A 21573-nucleotide genomic window follows, 5' to 3' on the forward strand; every position below is an offset into this window, starting at 1 on the left:
TGGCAAACGCAAAACCCTGTGGGAGCTGGCTTGCCAGCGATGGCGGACTGGCAGGCAATAAAAATCCCCCGGACTGAAAAGTGCGGGGGATTTTTTATGCCCGGAAAAACCTCAGCGCTGATGCACCAGATTCCCCGCCGCATACGTCTGCTGCACAGTCCGGTCATCCCCCAGCGTCATCAACACAAACAACGACTCGGCGATGTTATTGGCCTGCTTCAAGCGATAGCTCAGCAGCGGTGTGGCGTTGTAGTCCAGCACCAGGAAGTCGGCGTCGGTGCCCGGTTGCAGGTTTCCGATCTTGTCTTCAAGACGCAGCGCCCGCGCGCCGCCGAGGGTGGCCAGGTACAGCGACTTGAACGGGCTCAAGCGCGCACCTTGCAGTTGCATCACCTTGTAGGCTTCGTTGAGCGTTTGCAGCAGCGAGAAACTGGTGCCGCCACCGACGTCGGTGCCGATGCCGACGTTGAGTTTGTGCTTCTCGGCCATCGGCAGGTTGAACAGGCCGCTGCCGAGGAAGAAGTTCGAAGTCGGGCAGAACGAGATGGCCGAACCGGTTTCCGCCAGGCGCGCGCACTCGTCATCGCACAAATGCACGCCGTGGGCGAACACCGAGCGCTCGCCGAGCAACTGGTAGTGATCGTAGACGTCCAGGTAGCCCTTGCGCTCCGGGAACAGCTCCTTGACCCACTCGATTTCCTTGAGGTTTTCGCTGATGTGGGTCTGCATGTACAGATCCGGGTATTCGGTCAGCAACTGGCCGGCCAAGGTCAGCTGTTCCGGGGTGCTGGTCGGGGCGAAACGCGGGGTCACGGCGTAGTGCAGGCGACCCTTGCCGTGCCAACGTTCGATCAGCGCCTTGCTTTCGACGTAGCTGGATTCGGCGGTGTCGGTCAGGTAGTCAGGAGCGTTGCGGTCCATCATCACCTTGCCGGCGATCATCCGCAGGTCGAGCTGCTCGGCGGCTTCGAAGAACGAGTTCACCGATTGCGGGTGCACGCTGCCGAACACCAGCGCGGTGGTGGTGCCGTTGCGCAGCAATTCCTTGATGAAAATGTCCGCCACTTCGTCGGCATGGGCATTGTCGGCGAACTGACTTTCGCACGGGAAGGTGTAGGTGTTGAGCCAGTCCAGCAGTTGCTCGCCGTAGGCACCAACCATGCCGGTTTGTGGCAAGTGTATGTGCGTGTCGATGAAACCTGGGGTGATCAGCGCGTCCTGATAATGGGTGATTTCAATGTCTGCGGGCAGGGTCGGCAGCAATTCGCTGGCGTGGCCAAGGGCGCTGATTTTACCGTTATCGACCACCAGCAAACCGTCTTCGAAATACTCGTACGAGGCTTCGATGCCCACTTCGGCAGGGTCGGCGATGCTGTGCAGGATGGCGGCGCGGTAGGCTTTGCGAGTCAGAGGCATGAGAATTCTCAGTTAGAGGCTTGGCTGCGGCGTGAGGCAGGCAGCAGTTTGGCAATCGATCCGGCGCTGGAAGTTTGCTGGCCGAAATTCGCGTTATAGGTGGCGATGATTTCGCCGGCGATGGAGATGGCGATTTCCACAGGCAACTTGCCTTTGACTTCGCCGATGCCCATCGGGCAGCGCATGCGTTGCACGACGCTGCTGTCGAAACCACGATCGCGCAGGCGATGTTCGAACTTCACCCGTTTGGTCTTCGAGCCGATCAGGCCGAAGTAGGCGAAGTCGTTGCGCTTTAGGATCGCGGCGGTGAGTTCGAGGTCGAGTTGGTGGTTGTGGGTCATGACGATGCAATAGCTGCCGACCGGCAGATCGTCGATTTCATCCACCGGTTCTTCGCTGACGATCTTGCGTACGCCGTGGGGGATCTGCTCGGGGAACTCTTCTTCCCGCGAGTCGATCCAGCGCACCCGGCAGGGCAGGCCAGCGAGCAATGGCACCAGCGCGCGGCCGACGTGACCGGCGCCGAACACGGCGATCTGCGCCTGCACCTGGCCCATCGGTTCGAACAGCAAAACGGTCGCACCGCCACAGCATTGGCCGAGGCTGGCGCCGAGGCTGAAGCGCTCCAGATGCGTGTCCTGCTTGCCGCTGGCGAGCATGTCGCGGGCAATCTGCATGGCCTTGTATTCCAGGTGTCCGCCACCGATGGTGTCGAAAGTCTGGTTCGCGCTGATGACCATCTTCGAACCGGCATTGCGCGGCGTCGAGCCGAGCTCTTCGATGATAGTCACCAACACGCAGGGCTCACCCTGGTTCTGCAGGTCGGCGAGGGCGTCGATCCAGTTGTACATAAACACCTCAACATCTCTGTTGTCTGTTCCGGCCCCATCGCTAGCAGGCTAGCTCCCACATTTGGAATGCATTCCCCTGTGGGAGCTAGCCTGCTAGCGATTGGCCGCGCCTCGGTATCAGAGCGAAGCCAACTCAACTTCGGTTTCGACAGCCTTCGCCACCTTCAACTGGCGCATCTGCTCACAACCCCACAACACCCGCTCCGGCGTCGCCGGTGCGTCGATTTTCGGTTGATGCTTGTAGTCACCGAGACTGGCCACGGCGTCCTTGATCGCACACCACGCGGCGATGCCGAGCATGAACGGCGGTTCGCCCACGGCCTTGGAATGGAACACTGTGTCTTCCGGGTTCTTGCGGTTTTCCACCAGCTTCACCCGCAGGTCCAGCGGCATGTCGGCCACGGCCGGGATCTTGTAGCTGGCCGGGCCGTTGGTCATCAGCTTGCCTTTGTTGTTCCACACCAGTTCTTCCATGGTCAGCCAGCCCATGCCCTGGATGAAACCGCCCTCGACCTGGCCAATGTCGATGGCCGGGTTCAGCGAGGCGCCGACGTCGTGGAGGATGTCGGTGCGCAGCATCTTGTATTCGCCGGTCAGGGTGTCGACCAGCACTTCGCAGCACGCCGCGCCAAAGGCGAAGTAGTAGAACGGACGGCCACGGGCCTGGCTGCGGTCGTAGTAGATTTTCGGGGTCTTGTAGAAGCCGGTGCTCGACAGCGACACCTGAGCGAAATACGCCTGCTGGATCAGCGCTTCGAAGGTCAGGATGTGATCGCGAACCCGTACGTGGCCGTTGTGGAATTCGACGTCTTCTTCGGTGACTTTGTACTGGCGCGCAGCAAATTCGATCAGGCGTTTCTTGATGATTTCCGCCGCGTTCTGCGCCGCCTTGCCGTTCAAGTCGGCGCCACTGGAGGCAGCGGTTGGCGAAGTGTTCGGCACCTTGTCGGTGTTGGTCGCGGTGATCTGCACGCGGTCCATTTCCACCTGGAACACTTCGGCCACGACCTGCGCGACTTTGGTGTTCAGGCCCTGGCCCATTTCGGTGCCACCGTGGTTGAGGTGGATGCTGCCGTCGGTGTAGACGTGCACCAGTGCGCCGGCCTGATTGAGGAAGCTTGCGGTGAAGGAAATGCCGAATTTCACCGGGGTCAGCGCCAGGCCTTTTTTCAGGATCGGGCTGTTGGCGTTGTAGCGACGAATCGCTTCGCGGCGCTCGGCGTACTGGCTGCTTTCCTCCAGTTCGGCGGTCATCTCTTCGAGCATGTTGTGCTCGACGGTCTGGTAGTAGTGGGTGACGTTGCGCTCGGTCTTGCCGTAGTAGTTGGCCTTGCGCACCGCGAGCGGGTCGAGGGCCAGATGGCGCGAGATGGCGTCCATCACTTCTTCGATGGCGACCATGCCTTGCGGGCCACCGAAACCACGGTAGGCGGTGTTCGACGCGGTGTTGGTCTTGCAGCGGTGACCGTTGATAGTCGCGTCGCCCAGGTAATACGAGTTGTCCGAGTGGAACATCGCGCGGTCGACAATCGAGGCCGACAGGTCCGGCGAGCAACCGCAGTTGCCGGCCAGTTCCAGCGCGATGCCGTGCAGGCGCCCGGTGCTGTCAAAGCCCACGTCGTACTCGACGTAGAACGGGTGACGCTTGCCGGTCATCAGCATGTCTTCGACGCGCGGCAGGCGCATCTTGGTCGGCTGGCCGGTGAGGTGCGCGATCACCGCGCACAAACAGGCCGGGCTCGCTGCCTGGGTTTCCTTGCCACCGAAACCACCGCCCATGCGGCGCATGTCGACGACGATCTTGTTCATCGACACGTCCAGCACTTCGGCCACAAGCTTCTGTACTTCGGTGGGGTTCTGCGTGGAGCAGTAAACGATCATGCCGCCGTCTTCGGTCGGCATCACCGAAGAGATCTGGGTTTCGAGGTAGAAGTGCTCCTGGCCGCCGATGTGCAGCGTGCCCTGGATGCGATGTTCGGCAGTCGCCAGCGCCGTGGCCGAATCGCCACGTTGATGGGTGTGACTGTCGAGCACGAAGTGGCGCTTGCGCAGGGCTTCGACCACGTCCAGCACCGGCTCCAGATCTTCGTATTCGATGATCGCGGCCATGGCTGCCTTGCGTGCGGTTTCCAGGTCTTTCGCCGCGACGGCGATCACTGGTTGACCGACGAATTCTACGGTGTCGATGGCCAGCAGCGGATCGCCCGGCAGCAACGGACCGATGTCTTTCAGGCCCGGCACGTCTTCGTGAGTAATGGCGATACGCACGCCTTCAAAGGCGTAGCAGGGCGAGGTGTCGATGCTGATGATTTTCGCGTGGGCGCGGTCCGACAGGCGCGCATAAACGTGCAGCTGGTTCGGAAACTCCAGGCGGTCGTCGATGTACTGCGCTTCGCCGGACACATGCTTGGCGGCGCTGTCGTGCTTGACGCTGCGGCCGACACCGGTGGTCAGGTCCTTGGCGAACAGTTCAGCCAGTTCGGCCTGGGTCTTCTCTACGGCGTGATGATTAGACATAAGCGGTCACCCGAGTCTCGATGTGCGGTGTTTGCAGTTCGATGAAGTATTTGCGCAGCAGGTTTTGCGCGCTGAGCAGGCGATATTCCTTGCTGGCTCGGAAGTCCGAGAGCGGCGTGAAATCTTCAGCCAAAGCGGCGCAGGCGCGTTCAATCGTGGCGTGGTTGAACGGCGCACCGATCAGCGCGGTTTCGCAGCTGTTGGCGCGTTTCGGAATGGCGGCCATGCCACCGAAGGCCACGCGGGCATCGGCGATCACACCGTTTTCCAAGCGAATGTTGAAGGCTGCGCAGACGGCGGAGATGTCATCGTCCAGGCGCTTGGAAACCTTGTAGGCGCGGAACAGTTGTTCGGCACTGGCGCGGGGCACAATGATCTTCTCGATGAACTCGCTTTCCTGGCGCGCGGTTACACGGTAATCGATGAAGTAGTCTTCCAGCGCCATGGTGCGGCGGGTTTCGCCCTTGCACAGGACGATTTGCGCGCCGAGGGCGATCAGCAGCGGAGGCGAGTCACCGATTGGCGAGGCGTTGCCGATGTTGCCGCCCAGGGTGCCCTGGTTGCGGATCTGCAAGGAGGCGAAGCGGTGCAGCAATTCACCGAAGTCCGGGTACTCGGCGTTCAAGGCCTCGTAGCAATCGGAAAGGGACGTGGCGGCGCCGATTTCCAAGCGATCGTCAAAGCGCTCGATGCGCTTCATCTCGGCGACGTTGCCGACATAGATCATCACCGGCAGGGTGCGGTGGAATTGAGTGACTTCCAGCGCCAGGTCGGTACCGCCGGCCAGCAGGCGGGCTTGTGGATAAGCGTCGTAGAGATCGGCCAGATCGGCCACGGTCAGCGGCACCAGGCAGCGCTTGTCGCCGCTGTTCAATTCCCCGATGTCGGTAGGCGCGATGGCTTTCAGGCGCGCAATGGTTTCGGCTTCACGGGCGTCGAACTGATCCGGTTTTTTACCGCAGCATGACTGCTCGGCGGCTTCCAGAATCGGGCGGTAGCCGGTGCAGCGGCAGAGGTTGCCGGCCAGCGCTTCGTGAGCCTTGGCATGATCCGGTGCATCGCTGTTCTTTTGCAGGGCAAACAGCGACATCACGAAACCGGGAGTGCAGAAGCCGCACTGCGAACCGTGGCATTCGACCATGGCTTTCTGCACGCTGTGCAGTTCGCCTTTGTGCTTGAGGTCTTCAACGCTGATGAGCTGTTTGCCGTGCAGCGACGAAACGAACGTCAGGCACGAGTTGAGGCTGCGATAGCGAATGTGTTCGCGACCGTCATCATCGGTCTGCAATTCGCCAACCACCACGGTGCACGCGCCGCAGTCACCGCTGGCGCAGCCTTCTTTGGTGCCGGGTTTGCCCACATGGTCGCGCAGATAATTGAGCACGGTCAGGTTCGGGTCCAGGGCGTGCTCGCTACGGAGTTCCTGGTTTAGTAAAAACTGGATCACGGAAGGCCTCGCAGACTCATTATTGTTGTTAACCGATGTGACCGAATTTAGCAGGTCTGACTTTTCGGTCAATGATTTTCTGACTTAAAGGTCAGGAAAATGCATTTTGTCGACTAACAACCTGTTTCTTCATTATTGACCCTCGCGGGCTTGCCTGCTTTTTGCTTGAATCGTGCCAAAACCCCCGGTAGGGCTCTGCGCCATGACGTATCAATTGCGCTACACTGCGCCGCTTGTGCAGATCGAAGAGTTTGAAGGACAACCATGACGTTCAAGGCGCCGGACAGCCTCGCCGAGCAAATCGCTCACCACCTCGCCGAACGCATCATTCGCGGCGAAATGAAGCCCGGGGAGCGCATCCAGGAACAGAAGGTCACGCAGGCGCTCGACGTCAGCCGCGGTTCGGTCCGCGAGGCTTTGCTGATCCTTGAGCGTCGCCACCTGATCGCGATCCTGCCGCGACGTGGCGCCCATGTGACGGAACTCACCCCGCACAAGGTGCAGAGCCTGTGCACGCTGATGAGCGAGATGTACATCCTGCTCGCCAACGCCGTGGCCACTGGTTGGAAAGTCCAGGTCGACCTGGCGCCGTTCGTGCAGATCCAGCAGCGCCTGACCGCCAGCTACGAGCGCCAGGACATCCATACCTTCGTCGACGACAGTTTCAATGTGATGCGCGCCACGTATGGGTTCGCCAACAATCCGTACTTGCAGGAAACCGTCGAGAATCTGCAGCCGGCCATGAGCCGTGCGTATTTCCTTGCCCTGGATCAACGCAAGGCCTCGATGAGCGAGTACCTGGAACTGTTCGAACGCCTGCTCGCCGCCGTAATTGCCCGTGACTTTCCACAGATTCGCGAAGTGCTGACCGCCTATGGCCAGCGCAGCTGCGATCTGGTGATCTCCGCCCTGACGGACGCCTGATCTTGCGGCTCAAGTGCATCAAGCTGGCGGGGTTCAAGTCCTTCGTCGATCCGACCACGGTGAACTTCCCCAGTAACATGGCGGCGGTGGTCGGGCCCAATGGTTGCGGCAAGTCGAACATCATCGACGCCGTGCGCTGGGTGATGGGCGAGAGCTCGGCCAAGAACCTGCGCGGCGAGTCGATGACCGACGTCATCTTCAACGGTTCGACCAGCCGCAAACCGGTGAGCCAGGCGAGCATCGAACTGGTCTTCGATAACTCCGACGGCACCTTGCTAGGTGAATTCGCCGCTTATGCGGAAATCTCCATTCGCCGCAAAGTCACCCGCGACAGCCAGACCACTTATTACCTCAACGGCACCAAATGCCGTCGCCGCGACATCACCGATATCTTCCTCGGCACCGGCCTCGGCCCGCGCAGCTACTCGATCATCGAGCAGGGGATGATCTCCAAGCTGATCGAGTCCAAGCCGGAAGACCTGCGTAACTTCATCGAAGAAGCGGCGGGCATCTCCAAGTACAAGGAGCGTCGGCGCGAGACCGAAAACCGCATCCGCCGCACCCACGAAAACCTGGAACGCCTGACTGACCTGCGCGAAGAGCTTGAGCGTCAACTCGAACGCTTGCACCGCCAGGCCGAGGCCGCCAAGAAGTATCAGGAATACAAGGGCGAAGAGCGTCAGCTCAAGGCCCAGTTGTCGGCGCTACGTTGGCAGGACCTGAACGATCAGGTCGGTCAACGCGAAGCGATCATCGGCACCCAGGAAATCAGTTTCGAAGCCTTGGTGGCCGAGCAGCGCAACGCCGATGCCAGCATCGAACGCCTGCGTGACGGGCACCATGACCTGTCCGAGCGCTTCAATCTGGTGCAGGGGCGCTTCTATTCGGTCGGCGGCGACATCGCCCGGGTCGAGCAGAGCATCCAGCACGGCCAGCAGCGCTTGCGTCAGTTGCAGGACGATTTGAAAGAAGCCGAGCGTGCGCGCCTGGAAACCGAATCGCACCTGGGCCACGACCGCACGTTGCTGCTGACTCTCGGCGAAGAGCTGGACATGCTCACGCCGGAGCAGGAAGTCACCAGCGCTGCCGCCGAAGAAGCCGCCGCCGCGCTGGAAGAATCCGAAACCACCATGCACGGCTGGCAGGAGCAGTGGGACACGTTCAACCTGACCGCCGCCGAACCGCGCCGTCAGGCTGAAGTGCAGCAGTCGCGCATCCAGCAGCTGGAAACCAGCATGGAGCGTCTGGCCGATCGTCAAAAGCGTCTCGGCGAAGAACGGACTTTGCTTTCGGCGGACCCGGAAGACGCGGCGATCATGGAGCTCAGCGAGCAGCTCGCTGAGTCCGAGGCGACCCTCGAAGACTTGCAGACCAGTGAAGAAGCTCAGGTCGAAAAGCTTGAGCAACTGCGCCAGCAATTGCAGCAGACGCTGACGGCGCAGCAGCAGGCCCAAGGCGATTTGCAGCGACTCAATGGGCGTCTGGCCTCGCTGGAAGCCCTGCAGCAAGCCGCGCTCGATCCCGGCACCGGCACCGCCGAATGGTTACGCGAACAAAACCTGGCGAATCGCCCGCGTCTGGCCGAAGGCCTGAAGGTAGAGGCCGGTTGGGAGCTGGCGGTGGAAACCGTGCTCGGCGCCGATCTGCAAGCGGTGCTGGTGGATGACTTCAACGAATACGATCTGGCCGGATTTGCCCAAGGCGATTTGCGTTTGCTCAGCCCTGCTGGCGATGGCGTGCGAGTGCCCGGCAGCCTGCTCGACAAGGTCGAGGCGCAGATCGATTTGTCGCCTTGGCTGGGTCAGGTCAAGCCGGTGGAAAGCCTCGAACAGGCGCTGGCCCTGCGCGGTCAACTGGCTGTCGGTCAGAGCCTGATCAGCCGCGACGGTTACTGGGTCGGCCGGCATTTCCTGCGAGTGCGACGGGCCAGTGAAGCGGAAAGCGGCGTGCTGGCCCGGGGGCAGGAAATCCAGCAGTTGAGCCTTGAACGCGAAGAGCGTGAAGCCGCCGTCGAAACCCTGGAAAGCCAATTGCAAAACCTGCGCGCGCAACAGCGTCAGCAGGAAAACGGTCGCGAGCATTTGCGTCGTTTGCTGCAAGACGAAGCCCGTCAGCAAGGTGAATTGAAAGCCCAGTTGTCGGCCGGTAAAGCCAAGGCCGAACAGTTGACCCTGCGCCGCACTCGTCTCGACGAAGAGCTCACCGAGCTGGACGAACAGCGCACTCTGGAACACGAAAACATCGGCGAAGCGCGCCTGCAATTGCAGGAAGCCCTCGACAGCATGGCGCTGGACACCGAGCAGCGTGAGTTGCTGCTGGCCCAGCGCGACAGCCTGCGCGAGCGCCTGGATCGGGTGCGTCAGGAAGCGCGGCAGCACAAGGATCACGCCCATCAACTGGCGGTACGTTTGGGCTCGCTCAAAGCGCAGCACGATTCGACGCGTCAGGCGCTGGAACGTCTGGAAATGCAGTCCGAACGCCTGACCGAAAAACGCGAGCAGCTGAGCCTCAACCTGGAAGAGGGCGAGGCGCCGCTGGAAGAACTGCGCTTGAAGCTTGAAGAGTTGCTCGACAAACGCATGACTGTCGACGAAGAACTCAAGACCGCGCAGATCGCCCTGGAAGACGCCGACCGTGAACTGCGCGATGCCGAGAAACGCCGCAACCAGGCTGAGCAGCAATCGCAACTGATCCGCGGTCAGCTCGAACAGCAGCGCATGGAATGGCAAGCGTTGACCGTGCGCCGCAAGGCCTTGCAGGATCAACTGCTGGAAGACGGCTACGATCTGCACGGCGTGCTCGCCACGCTGACCGCCGAGGCCAGCGAAAAAGCCGCCGAGGAAGAACTTGAACGCATTGCCGCACGGATTGCGCGCCTCGGCGCGATCAACCTCGCGGCCATCGACGAATACCAGCAACAATCCGAGCGTAAACGTTATCTGGATGCGCAAAACGACGATCTGGTGGAAGCGCTGGATACGCTGGAAAACGTGATTCGCAAGATCGACAAGGAAACCCGTAACCGTTTCAAAGATACCTTTGATCAGATCAATGGCGGTTTACAGGCGCTTTTCCCAAAAGTTTTCGGTGGAGGCCGCGCCTATTTGGAACTGACGGGCGAAGATCTACTCGATACAGGGGTGACGATCATGGCGCAGCCGCCAGGAAAGAAGAACAGCACCATCCATTTGCTCTCCGGTGGCGAAAAAGCCCTGACCGCATTGGCACTGGTTTTTGCGATCTTCAAGTTGAACCCGGCGCCGTTCTGCATGCTCGATGAAGTTGACGCGCCATTGGATGACGCTAACGTTGGACGCTACGCACGACTGGTCAAAGAGATGTCGCAGACGGTGCAGTTCATCTACATCACCCACAACAAGATCGCCATGGAAATGGCCGATCAACTGATGGGGGTGACGATGCACGAACCCGGCTGTTCGCGTCTGGTGGCGGTGGATGTCGAAGAGGCGATGGCGATGGTGGATGCCTGATTCGGCACTTGTAGGGGAGGTATTTGTAGTCCGTAGGACTTTTTTACTTGCTTCGACTTGCTGGCCAATCGACATATTCGCGTAAGCCGGGGCGGTAGACGGTGTAAAGTTGCCTTTGGTCGTGCTAGTTTAATGTCAATTTTTCGTATACGTGGGCAAAACGCCTGTCAGAACATAGAGTTGGCGCCACGTTTTAAAGCGGTTTACAGGTTGTAAACCCCTTATTTTTCAGCATTTTTTATAGAGGCACGGGATTACATGGAAATCGGTCTGCGCGAGTGGCTGATCGTCATCGGCATTATTGTCATTGCCGGTATTCTTTTTGATGGCTGGCGCCGGATGCGCGGCGGCAAGGGAAAACTGAAATTCCGTCTTGATCGAAGTCTGTCCAACCTGCCGGATGAGGACACCAGCGCCGAGCTGTTGGGCCCGCCTCGCGTGCTGGATACGCATAAAGAGCCGCAACTGGACGAGCATGATCTGCCGTCGGTGAGCATGCCGGCACGCGAGCCTCGTGAGTCGGGCAAGCGTGGCAAGCGTGGCCATGGCGAACCTTCCCAGGGTGACATGAACCTCAGTCTGGATCTGGACGGCGGCCCGAGCTTCAGCAGCCGCGACGGCGATTTCGACGACGATGCCAAGCCTTCGCCAGCGGTCAACGACAAGGATCAGCCACAGGCCGAAGAAGTGCTGGTGATCAGTGTGATCTGCCGCGACGCGGCCGGCTTCAAAGGCCCGGCGTTGTTGCAGAACATTCTGGAGAGCGGTCTGCGCTTTGGTGAGATGGACATTTTCCACCGTCACGAAAGCATGGCGGGCAATGGTGAAGTCCTGTTCTCCATGGCCAACGCGGTCAAGCCTGGCGTATTCGACCTGGACGACATCGACCACTTCAGCACCCCTGCGGTGAGCTTCTTCCTCGGTCTGCCAGGCCCGCGTCATCCGAAGCAAGCCTTCGACGTGATGGTTGCCGCAGCGCGCAAGCTGTCGCAAGAGCTGAACGGCGAACTGAAGGACGACCAGCGCAGCGTGCTGACCGCCCAGACGATCGAGCATTACCGTCAGCGCATCGTCGAGTTCGAGCGTCGTGCACTGACCCAGAAGCGCTAAGATCGCTTTTGTGGCGAGGGAGCTTGCTCCCGCTGGGCCGCGAAGCGGCCCCAAGGCCATTCACCTCGTTGTGCCAAGTACAACGAGGTTGCAGGATTTACGACGGCTACGCCGCCGAGCGGGAGCAAGCTCCCTCGCCACAATGTCCATAGCCTTGATCTACTGTGAATTAGAAAATTGAGCAGCCTCGGCTGCTCTTTTGCTTTATGAGAGAACACCCATGACTGCCGCCAAAAACCGCATTCTAGAGCTGCGCGCCGAGCTGGATCAGCACAACTATCGCTATCACGTGCTGGACGAGCCGAGCATTCCGGACGCCGAGTACGATCGGTTGTTCCACGAGCTCAAAGCGCTTGAAGCCGCCAATCCGGAACTGATCACCAGCGATTCCCCGACCCAGCGAGTGGGCAGCGCGGCGTTGTCGGCGTTCACCCAGGTACGTCACGAAGTGCCGATGCTCAGCCTCGGCAATGCCTTCGAAGAAACCGACATGCGCGAGTTCGATCGTCGGGTGACCGAGGGCCTGGATCTGCCGGTCGGCGATCTGTTCGGTGGTGGCGCGGCGGTGGAGTACAGCTGCGAACCCAAACTCGATGGCCTGGCGGTCAGCTTGCTGTATCAGGATGGCGTGCTGGTGCGCGGTGCCACGCGCGGCGATGGCACCACCGGCGAAGACATCAGCGTCAACGTGCGCACCGTGCGCAACATCCCGCTCAAGTTGCAGGGCACGGGTTGGCCGGCGACGCTGGAAGTGCGCGGTGAAGTGTTCATGTCCAAGGCCGGTTTCGAACGGCTCAACGCCACGCAGCTGGAAGTCGGCGGCAAGACTTTCGCCAATCCGCGCAACGCAGCGGCGGGCAGCTTGCGGCAACTGGACTCGAAGATCACCGCCAACCGGCCGCTGGAGTTTTGCTGCTACGGCATCGGCCAGATTTCGGCGGACATTGCCGATACGCACATCGGCAACTTGCAACAGCTCAAGGCCTGGGGCATGCCGATCAGTCATGAGTTGAAACTGGCCAAGGGTATCGATGAGTGCCTGGATTACTACCGCGACATCGGCGAACGCCGCAATGCGCTCCCGTACGAAATCGACGGCGTGGTGTTCAAGGTCAACAGCATCGCGTCTCAGCGCGAGCTGGGTTTCCGTGCCCGCGAGCCGCGCTGGGCGATCGCCCATAAATTTCCGGCCATGGAAGAGCTCACCGAGTTGCTCGACGTGGAATTCCAGGTCGGACGCACCGGAGCGGTCACGCCTGTCGCGCGGCTGAAGCCGGTGAAGGTTGCCGGTGTCACCGTGGCCAATGCGACGCTGCACAACATGGATGAAGTCGCACGTTTGGGCCTGATGATCGGCGACACGGTGATCATTCGTCGTGCCGGCGACGTGATTCCGCAGGTGGTGCAAGTGGTTCTGGAGCGCCGTCCGGAAGATGCGCGTCCCGTGCAGATCCCGGAAAAGTGCCCGGTTTGCGGCTCCCACGTCGAGCGCACGCAACTGGTCAAGCGCAGCAAGGGCCGCGAGACGGTCAGCGAAGGCGCGGTTTACCGCTGCGTCGGACGTCTTGCCTGCGGTGCGCAACTTAAGCAGGCGATCATTCACTTCGTGTCGCGCCGTGCGATGGACATCGAAGGTTTGGGCGACAAGAGTGTCGAGCAGTTGGTGGATGAAGGTTTGGTAAGTTCGCCGGCCGATCTCTACGCACTCAAGTTCGACGACATCGTCGATCTGGAAGGTTTTGCCGAGGTGTCGAGCAATAAGCTGCTCAGTGCCATTGAAGACAGCAAGAAGCCTGGGCTGGCGCGATTCATCTACGCCCTGGGGATTCCCGATGTCGGCGAAGAGACGGCCAAGGTGCTGGCGCGGTCGCTGGGTTCGCTGGAGCGGGTGCAGCAGGCATTGCCGCAAGTGCTGACGTACTTGCCGGATGTCGGCCTGGAAGTGGCTCACGAGATTCACAGCTTCTTTGAAGATGCGCATAACCAGCAAGTGATCGCCGATCTGCTCAAGCATGGTTTGCAGATTCAGGATCAGGGCGACTTGGGCGCCGAGTTTGCCGCCAGCACGACGTTGGGCGGTTTCCTCGACAAGCTGCACATCCCTTCGGTCGGGCCGGGCGGGGCGCAGAAACTGGCTGAGAAGTTCGGTTCGCTGCAAGGGGTCATCAGCGCTGACTGGCTGGACATGCGTCAGGCGCTGCCAGAGAAACAGGCCAATTCGGTTCGTGAGTTTTTTGCGGTCGAGGAAAATCGCGTGCTCGCCGAAGCTGCGGAAAAGCAGCTCGCCGATTTCGGCATGCACTGGCAAAGCGAGAAGAAAGTCGTTGAAGGTTTGCCGCTGGCTGGACAGACCTGGGTACTCACCGGTTCGCTGGAGCTGATGAGTCGCGATGTGGCCAAGGAAAAACTGGAAAGCCTCGGTGCCAAGGTGGCAGGTTCCGTGTCGGCCAAGACCCATTGTGTGGTGGCAGGGCCGGGGGCGGGGTCGAAGTTGGCCAAGGCCAATGAGTTGGGGTTGAAGGTGTTGGATGAAGAGGCGTTTGTCGGGTTTCTGCGTAAACACGACATTTCGGTGTGAAGCCTTTCGCGAGCAAGCCCGCTCCCACATTCGATCGATTTTTTACAGGAAGAGCTCGGTTAAATGTGTGCGGGCTTGCTCGCGAAGACGATTTCAACAGTTCCGCAGAAAACGGGAACGATCACCACCCGTGAATGATCTAGTCTTGGCAAGCCCCAGGGAGAGATCGCCATGTACCGTTTCTTCGAACAGCTCAGCTCGCGCATTGCCGCGCCCTTCATGGGCGAAAGTTCGCGCAACAGCAAGGTCTGGCCCTGTCGTTGCGGGCAGTCGCTGTTCTTTCGCAACAGCCAGTGCCTGGCCTGTTCGGCGGCGTTGGGCTATCAGCCGGAGCAGAGCCGTCTGACCTCGCTGCAACCGGGAGAGCAGGCAGGCACCTGGTGGCTTGATGTCGACCCAGAGGCTGGCCTGTTTCGCCGCTGCGCCAACCTCGATTCCCCGGCGGCCTGTAACTGGTTGCTGCCCGCCAATGAACACGACGTCTTGTGCATCGCCTGTAGCCTCAATCGCACCATCCCCGATTTATCGATAGCGGAAAATCATGAGCGCTGGCGCAAGGTGGAAACCGCCAAGCGGCGCCTGGTTGCACAACTGGTCAGCCTGGGTTTACAGGTGATCCCCAAAACCGTCGATGAAGACGCTGGCCTGGCCTTCGATTTCATCGGTGTCGACCTCGAAGGCAAGCCACCCACCACCGGCCACGCCAACGGCTTGATCACCCTCGATATCAAGGAAGCCGACGACGCCCACCGCGAACAGGTGCGCGTGCAGATGCACGAACCCTATCGCACTCTGCTCGGGCATTTTCGTCACGAAGTCGGGCACTATTACTGGGATCGCTTGATCGCCAACAGTGATTGGCTGGACGCGTTTCGCGGTCTGTTCGGCGACGAGCGCGCCAGTTACGCCGAGGCACTTGATCGGCATTATCAACAAGGCGCACCGCTTGATTGGCAGCAACAGTACGTCAGCGCCTACGCCACCATGCATCCGTGGGAAGACTGGGCCGAAACCTGGGCGCACTACCTGCACATGATGGACGCGGTGGACACCGCGCTCGGGTTTGGCATGAGTGCCCGGGAAATGGATTTCGACTACCAGCCGTTTCCACTGGAAACCCTCTACGATTCACAGCATCCCGGTGGTGCGGCGTTTCTGTCGTTCGTCAACGCCTGGATCGAATTGGCCGGCATGCTCAATGAGTTGTCACGCAGCATGGGGCAGCCGGATTTTTATCCCTTCGTATTGCCGCCGGCGGTGATCGCCAAGCTGCACTTTATTCATCTGGTCATCCAGCGCGAGGGCGGCAGGGCGGATGAGGTGCTTCAGGCGCAATAGCAAGTGCTTGAACGCCTTCATATTTTTAATCGGTCTGAACGGTTGTAACTTCGTCTCAGACAGGTACAATGGCGCGGCTCACCGTCAGGTGAGCGTCGTTTTGGTGACCCCATCGGTCCCCCCGCAACGATTACCCGTGAACCTGGTCAGAGCCGGAAGGCAGCAGCCACAGCGGGAACATTGTGTGCCGGGGTGTGGCTGGTGGGGTTGCCTCCATAACGCACCGCGAGTCTTCTCTCGCGTTATCTGAATCCAATGTTTTTTCTTGTGCTGCCATGGATCTTGTCCATAGCGGTTTTTTGTCGTGTCCGATTTGTGTGGCGGATAAAAAGCAGCCTGCCGCTAACCATTTGAATCAATTGTTTATTGATGCATTTTTGCATCAGCTCGCGACATGATCGGTCACCTTGCCTTGCAAATTGTCAGGCATCTCGTAGAATCGCCGCCGGAAACGGGCATTTGATCACCTGTTTCCAGACGTTCGATCAATACAATAGAGCCAGCATGGCGTCCGCTCACAGGGTTACGTGAGTCGTTGGGCAGCCGTGATATCCCGCGAATTGTCAGCGGTATATTGCTGCTTCACCGCCGCCAATGTTAGCGACAGCGAGTCTGACTCATGGATGAGAAGTACCGCAGGGCCGTGGATGCCGCCGCCATTTTTTCCGAGACCGATCTGACCGGCCGGATTACCCACGTCAACGACCAATTCTGTGCAGTTTCCGGCTACAGCCGTGAGGAGCTGCTCGGGCAAAATCATCGATTGCTCAATTCCGGCATGCACTCCGCCGAGTTTTTCGCCGGGATGTGGCGCAGCATCGCCCTGGGCAATGTCTGGAAGGGCGAAATCTGCAATCGCGCCAAAGATGGCAGCCTGTATTGGGTCGAAAGCACCATGGTGCCGATCCTCGATGAAGTCACCGGGCGAGTGGAGCGTTACTTGTCCATTCGCTTCGATATCAGCGAAAAGCGTCAACTGCTGCACTCCCTGCAATGGCGAGTGGGGCATGACGTGCTGACCGGGCTGCCCAATCGTGCGTTTCTCTCGGACTTGCTCGATCAGGCGCTGGAGTTCTCGCGTCTTGAGAACATCCCGCTGGCGGTGTGCATGCTCGACCTCGACGGTTTCAAGGCCGTCAACGATGGTTATGGGCATGCCAGCGGTGATCTTTTGCTGGTCGAAGTTGCCAAACGATTGCGCGGCATCGTGCGCGGCGAGGATGTGGTGGCGCGGCTGGCCGGTGACGAGTTCGTGCTGGTGCTGCGATATGTTCGCGACCTGCCGGAATTGCGCGCGGCGCTGAATCGGGTGTTGGGGGCAATCTCGGCGCCGTACTCGCTCAATGGCAAGGACATCCATGTGTTCGCCAGTATCGGCGTCACGTTGTTTCCCCATGACAACGAAGATGCCGAAACCCTGTTGCGCCACGCCGATCAGGCGATGTACGTGGCCAAGCAGAGCGGCCGCAAGCGCTTTCATCTGTTCGATGTCTCCCGGGATCGAGAGGTCAAAGCCACGCACCAGACCGTCGAGCAGGTGCGTCGGGCCTTGGCATGTGGCGAATTGCGTCTGCATTTCCAGCCCAAGGTCGACATGCGTCGTGGTGAAGTTGTCGGTTTCGAGGCGTTGCTGCGGTGGGAACATCCGCAAAACGGCATCGTCCCGGCGCGGGAGTTTTTGCCGCTGGTCGAAGAAACCGACCTGATCATCGATATCGGTGAATGGGTGATGGATCAGGTGCTTGCGCAGCTCGACCAGTGGCGGCAAGCCGGGCATGACTGGCCGGTGAGCGTCAACATCGCGGCCCGGCATTTTCAGCGGGCAGACTTTGTCGACCGGCTCAAAAACGTGTTGGCGCGGCATGCCCAAGTCGCACCGCAGCGGCTGGACCTGGAAATCGTCGAGTCGGTCGCCATCGAGAATATCCAGCACGTCAGTGACTGCTTGCAGGCCTGCCAAGCGCTGGGCGTACAGTTTTCCTTGGGGGATTTCGGCACGGGTTACTCGTCCCTGAGCTACCTCAAGCGTCTGCGCACGCAAACCATCAAGATCGATAAAACCTTTGTACGCGACATTCTGCATGACAGCGACGACCTGGCCCTGACCACCGCGATCATTGGCCTGGCCCGGGCGTTTGGTCGTCAGGTGATTGCCGAGGGACTGGAAAGCGTGGAACACGGAGAGTTGTTGCTGCGTCTGGGCTGCGACGTGGCCCAAGGGTATTTCATCGCTCGACCGATGCCGTCCACGGATGTACCGGGTTGGGTGGCAGCGTTTGTCACTCCGCCGCAATGGCAGGCGCCGGATTTGCTGAAGACCGCGGGTTAAGGTTTGCCGCCGATGTACAACCGAATGATGTCATCGATTTCCCCGGACATTTTCATGCGCACCAACGTCCGCAATATCCGTTGCACCGGCACTTTTGGGTCGTTGCGCACATAGCAACCGACGCTTTGCTCCTGCAGCACCGCAACGCTCAGCAATTGGTGTTCCGGCATCAGGCGCTGGTTGAACCAGTCCAGTGACCATTGGTTGCTGACCGCATAGCGATTGCGCCCGGCGTGAAGTTTTTCCAGCACCTGTTCCTGATTGCGAGCGTCGTCGCGCAGCAGTTGATTGGCGTCGAACAACGGTTCCAGGGTCGGGTAGCTGTAGCCGAGTACAGTGCCGATGGACTGTCGGGGCAGGCTTGCCGGAACCACTGAGGTTTGGGGCGCGGGGCGGCTGACAAGCAAGTCGGGCTGGGTCCAGAGCGGGATACTCCAGATGTAATCGCCGGACTGATTCGGTAGCCATGATTGCGCGGCATAACAGCGAACATCGACCTCGCCGTGTTCCATGGCGCTTTGCACCCGGCCCCGTGGCAACACGTGAAACTGCGCAGGTACGCCGACCTGCGTCGCGAGGCTGAGCATCACGTCATACAGAATGCCCTGGGTTGGCCGGCCGCGTTCAAACTGCACCATCGGCATCGCCCAACTGTCGGGCACCACGAAGCGCAACGGCGCTTCAGCAGCGGCGCCGTTCAGGCTGATCAACAGCAGTGCCCCCAAGGCCAGCCGCATAAACGCTCCGCTTCTTTGAAACAAAAAGCCCCCGAAATGCAGCTTAGCCAGATTAGACGAGCGCACCGGATGCAATTTTGGCCTTGCTCCGCTAGCATTAGCCGCTTCTGCTTCTACCGTTGCGATGGTTTTCGATGAGTTATCAGGTTCTTGCACGTAAATGGCGTCCGCGCTCGTTCCGCGAAATGGTCGGCCAGACCCATGTGCTCAAGGCTCTGATCAATGCCTTGGACAGCCAGCGGCTGCACCACGCCTACCTGTTCACCGGTACGCGCGGGGTCGGCAAGACCACCATCGCGCGAATTATCGCCAAATGCCTGAACTGTGAAACGGGTATCACTTCTTCGCCCTGTGGCGAGTGCTCGGTGTGCCGTGAGATCGATGAGGGCCGTTTCGTCGACCTGATCGAGATCGACGCCGCGAGCCGCACTAAAGTCGAAGACACCCGCGAGCTGCTCGACAACGTGCAATACGCCCCGAGCCGTGGGCGCTTCAAGGTCTACCTGATCGACGAAGTGCACATGCTCTCCAGCCATTCCTTCAATGCGCTGCTGAAAACCCTTGAAGAGCCGCCACCCTACGTCAAGTTCATCCTTGCCACCACTGATCCGCAGAAACTTCCTGCAACGATTCTCTCGCGGTGCTTGCAGTTCTCCCTGAAGAACATGACGCCGGAGCGTGTGGTCGAGCATTTGACCCACGTGCTGGGCGTCGAGAACGTGCCGTTCGAAGACGATGCGCTGTGGTTGCTGGGCCGCGCCGCCGATGGCTCGATGCGTGATGCCATGAGCCTGACCGATCAGGCGATTGCCTTCGGTGAAGGCAAGGTCATGGCTGCCGATGTGCGGGCGATGCTCGGCACCCTCGATCACGGGCAGGTCTATGACGTTCTGCATGCATTGATCGAAGGCGACGCCAAGGCGTTGCTCGAAGCTGTCCGTCATCTGGCCGAGCAAGGCCCGGACTGGAGCGGCGTGCTCTCGGAAATTCTCAACGTGCTGCACCGTGTCGCCATCGCCCAGGCTTTGCCGGAAGGTGTCGACAACGGTCACGGCGACCGTGACCGGGTGCTGGCATTGGCCCAGGCGTTGCCGGCCGAAGACGTGCAGTTCTACTACCAGATGGGCCTGATCGGCCGCCGCGACTTGCCGCTGGCGCCGGACCCCCGTGGCGGGTTCGAAATGGTGCTGCTGCGGATGCTCGCGTTCCGGCCCGCCGATACGGCGGATGCCCCGAGGCAACCGCTAAAGCCAGTGGGGATCAGCCAGGCCACGGTTGATTCCGCCAAATCAGTGGCTGCCACGCCGGTCGTTGCGCCGGTGGTCGCTGCGGCGGTTGCACCGATGCCTGTTGCGCCTGTTGTGGCTCCCGAGCCTGTGTCCGCGCCTGAACCGGTAGCACCGGTGGTTGTGCCCGAGCCGGTGGTCGAAGCGGCCGTGGTCGAAGAAGTGGTCGACCTGCCGTGGAACGATCCGGTCGAGCCTGCGCCTGTTCAGCAGCCTGCGGTGGAGCCGGTGCTGGAAACCACCAGCGAACAACCCGAGTTGCCGCCGATGCCGTTGCCTACGCCGGACAGCGTGGTGCCGGACGCACCGGAGTGGGCCGCCGCGCCGATCCCGGAACCGTCCGTGGCCGAAGTCGATGCCGCCACACCGGGTATGGACCTGGACGACGAGCCGCCGCTGGACGAAGACTACATCGAGCCGGACATGGATTCGGCCTACAGCTACCTCGATGAACTGGCCAGCGAACACACAGCCGAGCCGGCGCCTGAGCCGGAACCCGAGCCTGCCGCTGCGCCGGCCACCGGTCTGGCCCTGCAATGGCTGGAGCTGTTCCCGAAGCTGCCGATCTCCGGCATGACCGGTAGCATCGCCGCCAACTGCACATTGATTGCCGTGGATGGCGACAATTGGCTGTTGCACCTGGACCCGGCCCACAGCGCCTTGTTCAACGCGACTCAGCAGCGTCGTCTCAACGATGCGTTGAACCAGTATCACGGACGGACCCTGACCCTGACCATGGAGCTGATCAAGCCCGAGCAGGAAACCCCGGCCCAGGCGGCGTCCCGCCGGCGTGCCGACCGTCAGCGCGAGGCCGAGGAGTCGATCCACGGTGATCCGTTCATCCAGCAAATGATGCAGCAGTTCGGTGCGGTGATCCGTAACGATACTATTGAACCTGTCGAAGCCCTGGTCAGTCAGGGCTAATAACTGAAGGCGTTCGGCCGGAAGGGCCGGGCGCCGTTTAATCCAAGTACTTTTGAGGTGATTCCCATGATGAAAGGTGGCATGGCCGGCCTGATGAAGCAGGCACAGCAGATGCAGGAAAAAATGGCCAAGATGCAGGAAGAGCTGGCCAATGCCGAAGTCACCGGTCGCGCGGGTGGCGATATGGTCACCGTGGTGATGACCGGTCGTCATGACGTCAAGAGCGTGACCATCGACCCTAGCCTGGTCGAAGGCCTGAGCGAAGACGACAAGGAAATGCTCGAAGCCGTCGTTGCCGCCGCCGTCAACGACGCCGTGCGCAAGATCGAAGCCAACAGCCAAGACAAGATGGGCAACATGACTGCCGGCATGCAACTGCCGCCGGGCATGAAACTGCCGTTCTGATTCGCCTTTGGGCGACAGATGAGCTACAAAAAATGCCAGGCATTGCGCTTGGCATTTTTGTTTCTGGCCGACAGATATGTGGTGTCTGCCAGGGCGCCATCGCCAGCAGGCTGGCTCCCACAGGATCGAGGTGATCCCTGTGGGAGCCAGCCTGCTGGCGATGATGTCACCTCGGTCCAACTGACGAATCATCGAACGCACCATTGCCACAAAGGTCTGC

13 protein-coding genes and 1 other RNA gene are annotated in these 21573 nt (G+C 60.3%); 9 read left to right on the forward strand and 5 right to left on the reverse strand.

Annotated features, from left to right (window positions below):
* Positions 1–111 precede the first annotated feature (111 nt).
* From guaD to xdhA, 4 genes are all read right to left on the reverse strand, one after another.
* A complete protein-coding gene (gene guaD, locus V6Z53_RS11335; RefSeq protein WP_338585585.1) occupies positions 112–1416 on the reverse strand; it encodes a guanine deaminase in 1305 nt (434 codons plus the stop codon).
* Between the two features lie 8 nt (positions 1417–1424).
* Positions 1425–2267, reverse strand: a complete 843-nt coding sequence (gene xdhC, locus V6Z53_RS11340) for a xanthine dehydrogenase accessory protein XdhC (RefSeq protein ID WP_338585586.1) — start codon at positions 2265–2267, stop codon at positions 1425–1427.
* 117 nt (positions 2268–2384) lie between these two features.
* Complete coding sequence (xdhB, locus tag V6Z53_RS11345) at positions 2385–4784, reverse strand: xanthine dehydrogenase molybdopterin binding subunit (RefSeq protein ID WP_338585587.1); 2400 nt, start codon at positions 4782–4784, stop codon at positions 2385–2387.
* On the reverse strand, positions 4777–6231 hold the full coding sequence (gene xdhA, locus V6Z53_RS11350) for a xanthine dehydrogenase small subunit (RefSeq protein WP_338585588.1): 1455 nt from the start codon (positions 6229–6231) through the stop codon (positions 4777–4779). Before xdhA ends, xdhB begins: the two co-directional genes overlap by 8 nt.
* A 264-nt stretch (positions 6232–6495) precedes the next feature.
* On the opposite strand from xdhA, the gene V6Z53_RS11355 reads away from it, so the two are divergent.
* From V6Z53_RS11355 to V6Z53_RS11385, 7 genes are all read left to right on the forward strand, one after another.
* Positions 6496–7155 carry a GntR family transcriptional regulator gene (locus V6Z53_RS11355; protein ID WP_338585589.1) on the forward strand — a complete coding sequence of 220 codons (660 nt, stop codon included), beginning with the start codon at positions 6496–6498 and terminating at the stop codon, positions 7153–7155.
* A gap of 2 nt (positions 7156–7157) precedes the next feature.
* Positions 7158–10646: a chromosome segregation protein SMC gene (gene smc, locus V6Z53_RS11360; protein ID WP_338585590.1), complete on the forward strand. Its 3489-nt coding sequence runs from the start codon at positions 7158–7160 to the stop codon at positions 10644–10646.
* 258 nt (positions 10647–10904) lie between these two features.
* Positions 10905–11756 carry a cell division protein ZipA gene (zipA, locus tag V6Z53_RS11365; protein WP_338585591.1) on the forward strand — a complete coding sequence of 284 codons (852 nt, stop codon included), beginning with the start codon at positions 10905–10907 and terminating at the stop codon, positions 11754–11756.
* Between the two features lie 220 nt (positions 11757–11976).
* Positions 11977–14334, forward strand: coding sequence for an NAD-dependent DNA ligase LigA (ligA, locus tag V6Z53_RS11370; protein WP_338585592.1), 2358 nt, complete (start codon positions 11977–11979; stop codon positions 14332–14334).
* A gap of 171 nt (positions 14335–14505) precedes the next feature.
* Positions 14506–15672 carry a putative zinc-binding metallopeptidase gene (locus V6Z53_RS11375; protein ID WP_338585593.1) on the forward strand — a complete coding sequence of 389 codons (1167 nt, stop codon included), beginning with the start codon at positions 14506–14508 and terminating at the stop codon, positions 15670–15672.
* A gap of 110 nt (positions 15673–15782) precedes the next feature.
* Positions 15783–15879: signal recognition particle sRNA small type (gene ffs / locus V6Z53_RS11380), an RNA gene on the forward strand.
* Positions 15880–16291: 412 nt separating this feature from the next.
* A complete protein-coding gene (locus tag V6Z53_RS11385; protein ID WP_338585594.1) occupies positions 16292–18001 on the forward strand; it encodes an EAL domain-containing protein in 1710 nt (569 codons plus the stop codon).
* Here the strand turns inward: V6Z53_RS11385 and V6Z53_RS11390 are convergent.
* Positions 17998–18738 carry a transporter substrate-binding domain-containing protein gene (locus V6Z53_RS11390; protein WP_338585595.1) on the reverse strand — a complete coding sequence of 247 codons (741 nt, stop codon included), beginning with the start codon at positions 18736–18738 and terminating at the stop codon, positions 17998–18000. The two genes, V6Z53_RS11385 and V6Z53_RS11390, sit on opposite strands and share 4 nt — an antisense overlap.
* A 134-nt stretch (positions 18739–18872) precedes the next feature.
* On the opposite strand from V6Z53_RS11390, the gene dnaX reads away from it, so the two are divergent.
* Together dnaX and V6Z53_RS11400 are read left to right on the forward strand one after the other, a co-directional pair.
* Positions 18873–20948, forward strand: coding sequence for a DNA polymerase III subunit gamma/tau (gene dnaX / locus V6Z53_RS11395; protein WP_338585596.1), 2076 nt, complete (start codon positions 18873–18875; stop codon positions 20946–20948).
* 66 nt (positions 20949–21014) lie between these two features.
* Complete coding sequence (locus V6Z53_RS11400; RefSeq protein WP_338585597.1) at positions 21015–21353, forward strand: YbaB/EbfC family nucleoid-associated protein; 339 nt, start codon at positions 21015–21017, stop codon at positions 21351–21353.
* Positions 21354–21573: the final 220 nt, after the last annotated feature.

This window comes from Pseudomonas sp. MAG733B (genome assembly GCF_036884845.1).
Classification (GTDB): domain Bacteria; phylum Pseudomonadota; class Gammaproteobacteria; order Pseudomonadales; family Pseudomonadaceae; genus Aquipseudomonas.

Excerpts from the sequence above, each read along its gene's own strand:
- guaD (WP_338585585.1), bottom strand. The coding sequence starts at position 1,416 with ATGCCTCTGACTCGCAAAGCCTACCGCGCCGCCATCCTGCACAGCATC.
- xdhC (WP_338585586.1), bottom strand. The coding sequence starts at position 2,267 with ATGTACAACTGGATCGACGCCCTCGCCGACCTGCAGAACCAGGGTGAG.
- xdhB (WP_338585587.1), bottom strand. The coding sequence starts at position 4,784 with ATGTCTAATCATCACGCCGTAGAGAAGACCCAGGCCGAACTGGCTGAA.
- V6Z53_RS11355 (WP_338585589.1), top strand. The coding sequence starts at position 6,496 with ATGACGTTCAAGGCGCCGGACAGCCTCGCCGAGCAAATCGCTCACCAC.
- zipA (WP_338585591.1), top strand. The coding sequence starts at position 10,905 with ATGGAAATCGGTCTGCGCGAGTGGCTGATCGTCATCGGCATTATTGTC.
- ligA (WP_338585592.1), top strand. The coding sequence starts at position 11,977 with ATGACTGCCGCCAAAAACCGCATTCTAGAGCTGCGCGCCGAGCTGGAT.
- V6Z53_RS11375 (WP_338585593.1), top strand. The coding sequence starts at position 14,506 with ATGTACCGTTTCTTCGAACAGCTCAGCTCGCGCATTGCCGCGCCCTTC.
- V6Z53_RS11385 (WP_338585594.1), top strand. The coding sequence starts at position 16,292 with ATGGATGAGAAGTACCGCAGGGCCGTGGATGCCGCCGCCATTTTTTCC.
- V6Z53_RS11390 (WP_338585595.1), bottom strand. The coding sequence starts at position 18,738 with ATGCGGCTGGCCTTGGGGGCACTGCTGTTGATCAGCCTGAACGGCGCC.
- dnaX (WP_338585596.1), top strand. The coding sequence starts at position 18,873 with ATGAGTTATCAGGTTCTTGCACGTAAATGGCGTCCGCGCTCGTTCCGC.
- V6Z53_RS11400 (WP_338585597.1), top strand. The coding sequence starts at position 21,015 with ATGATGAAAGGTGGCATGGCCGGCCTGATGAAGCAGGCACAGCAGATG.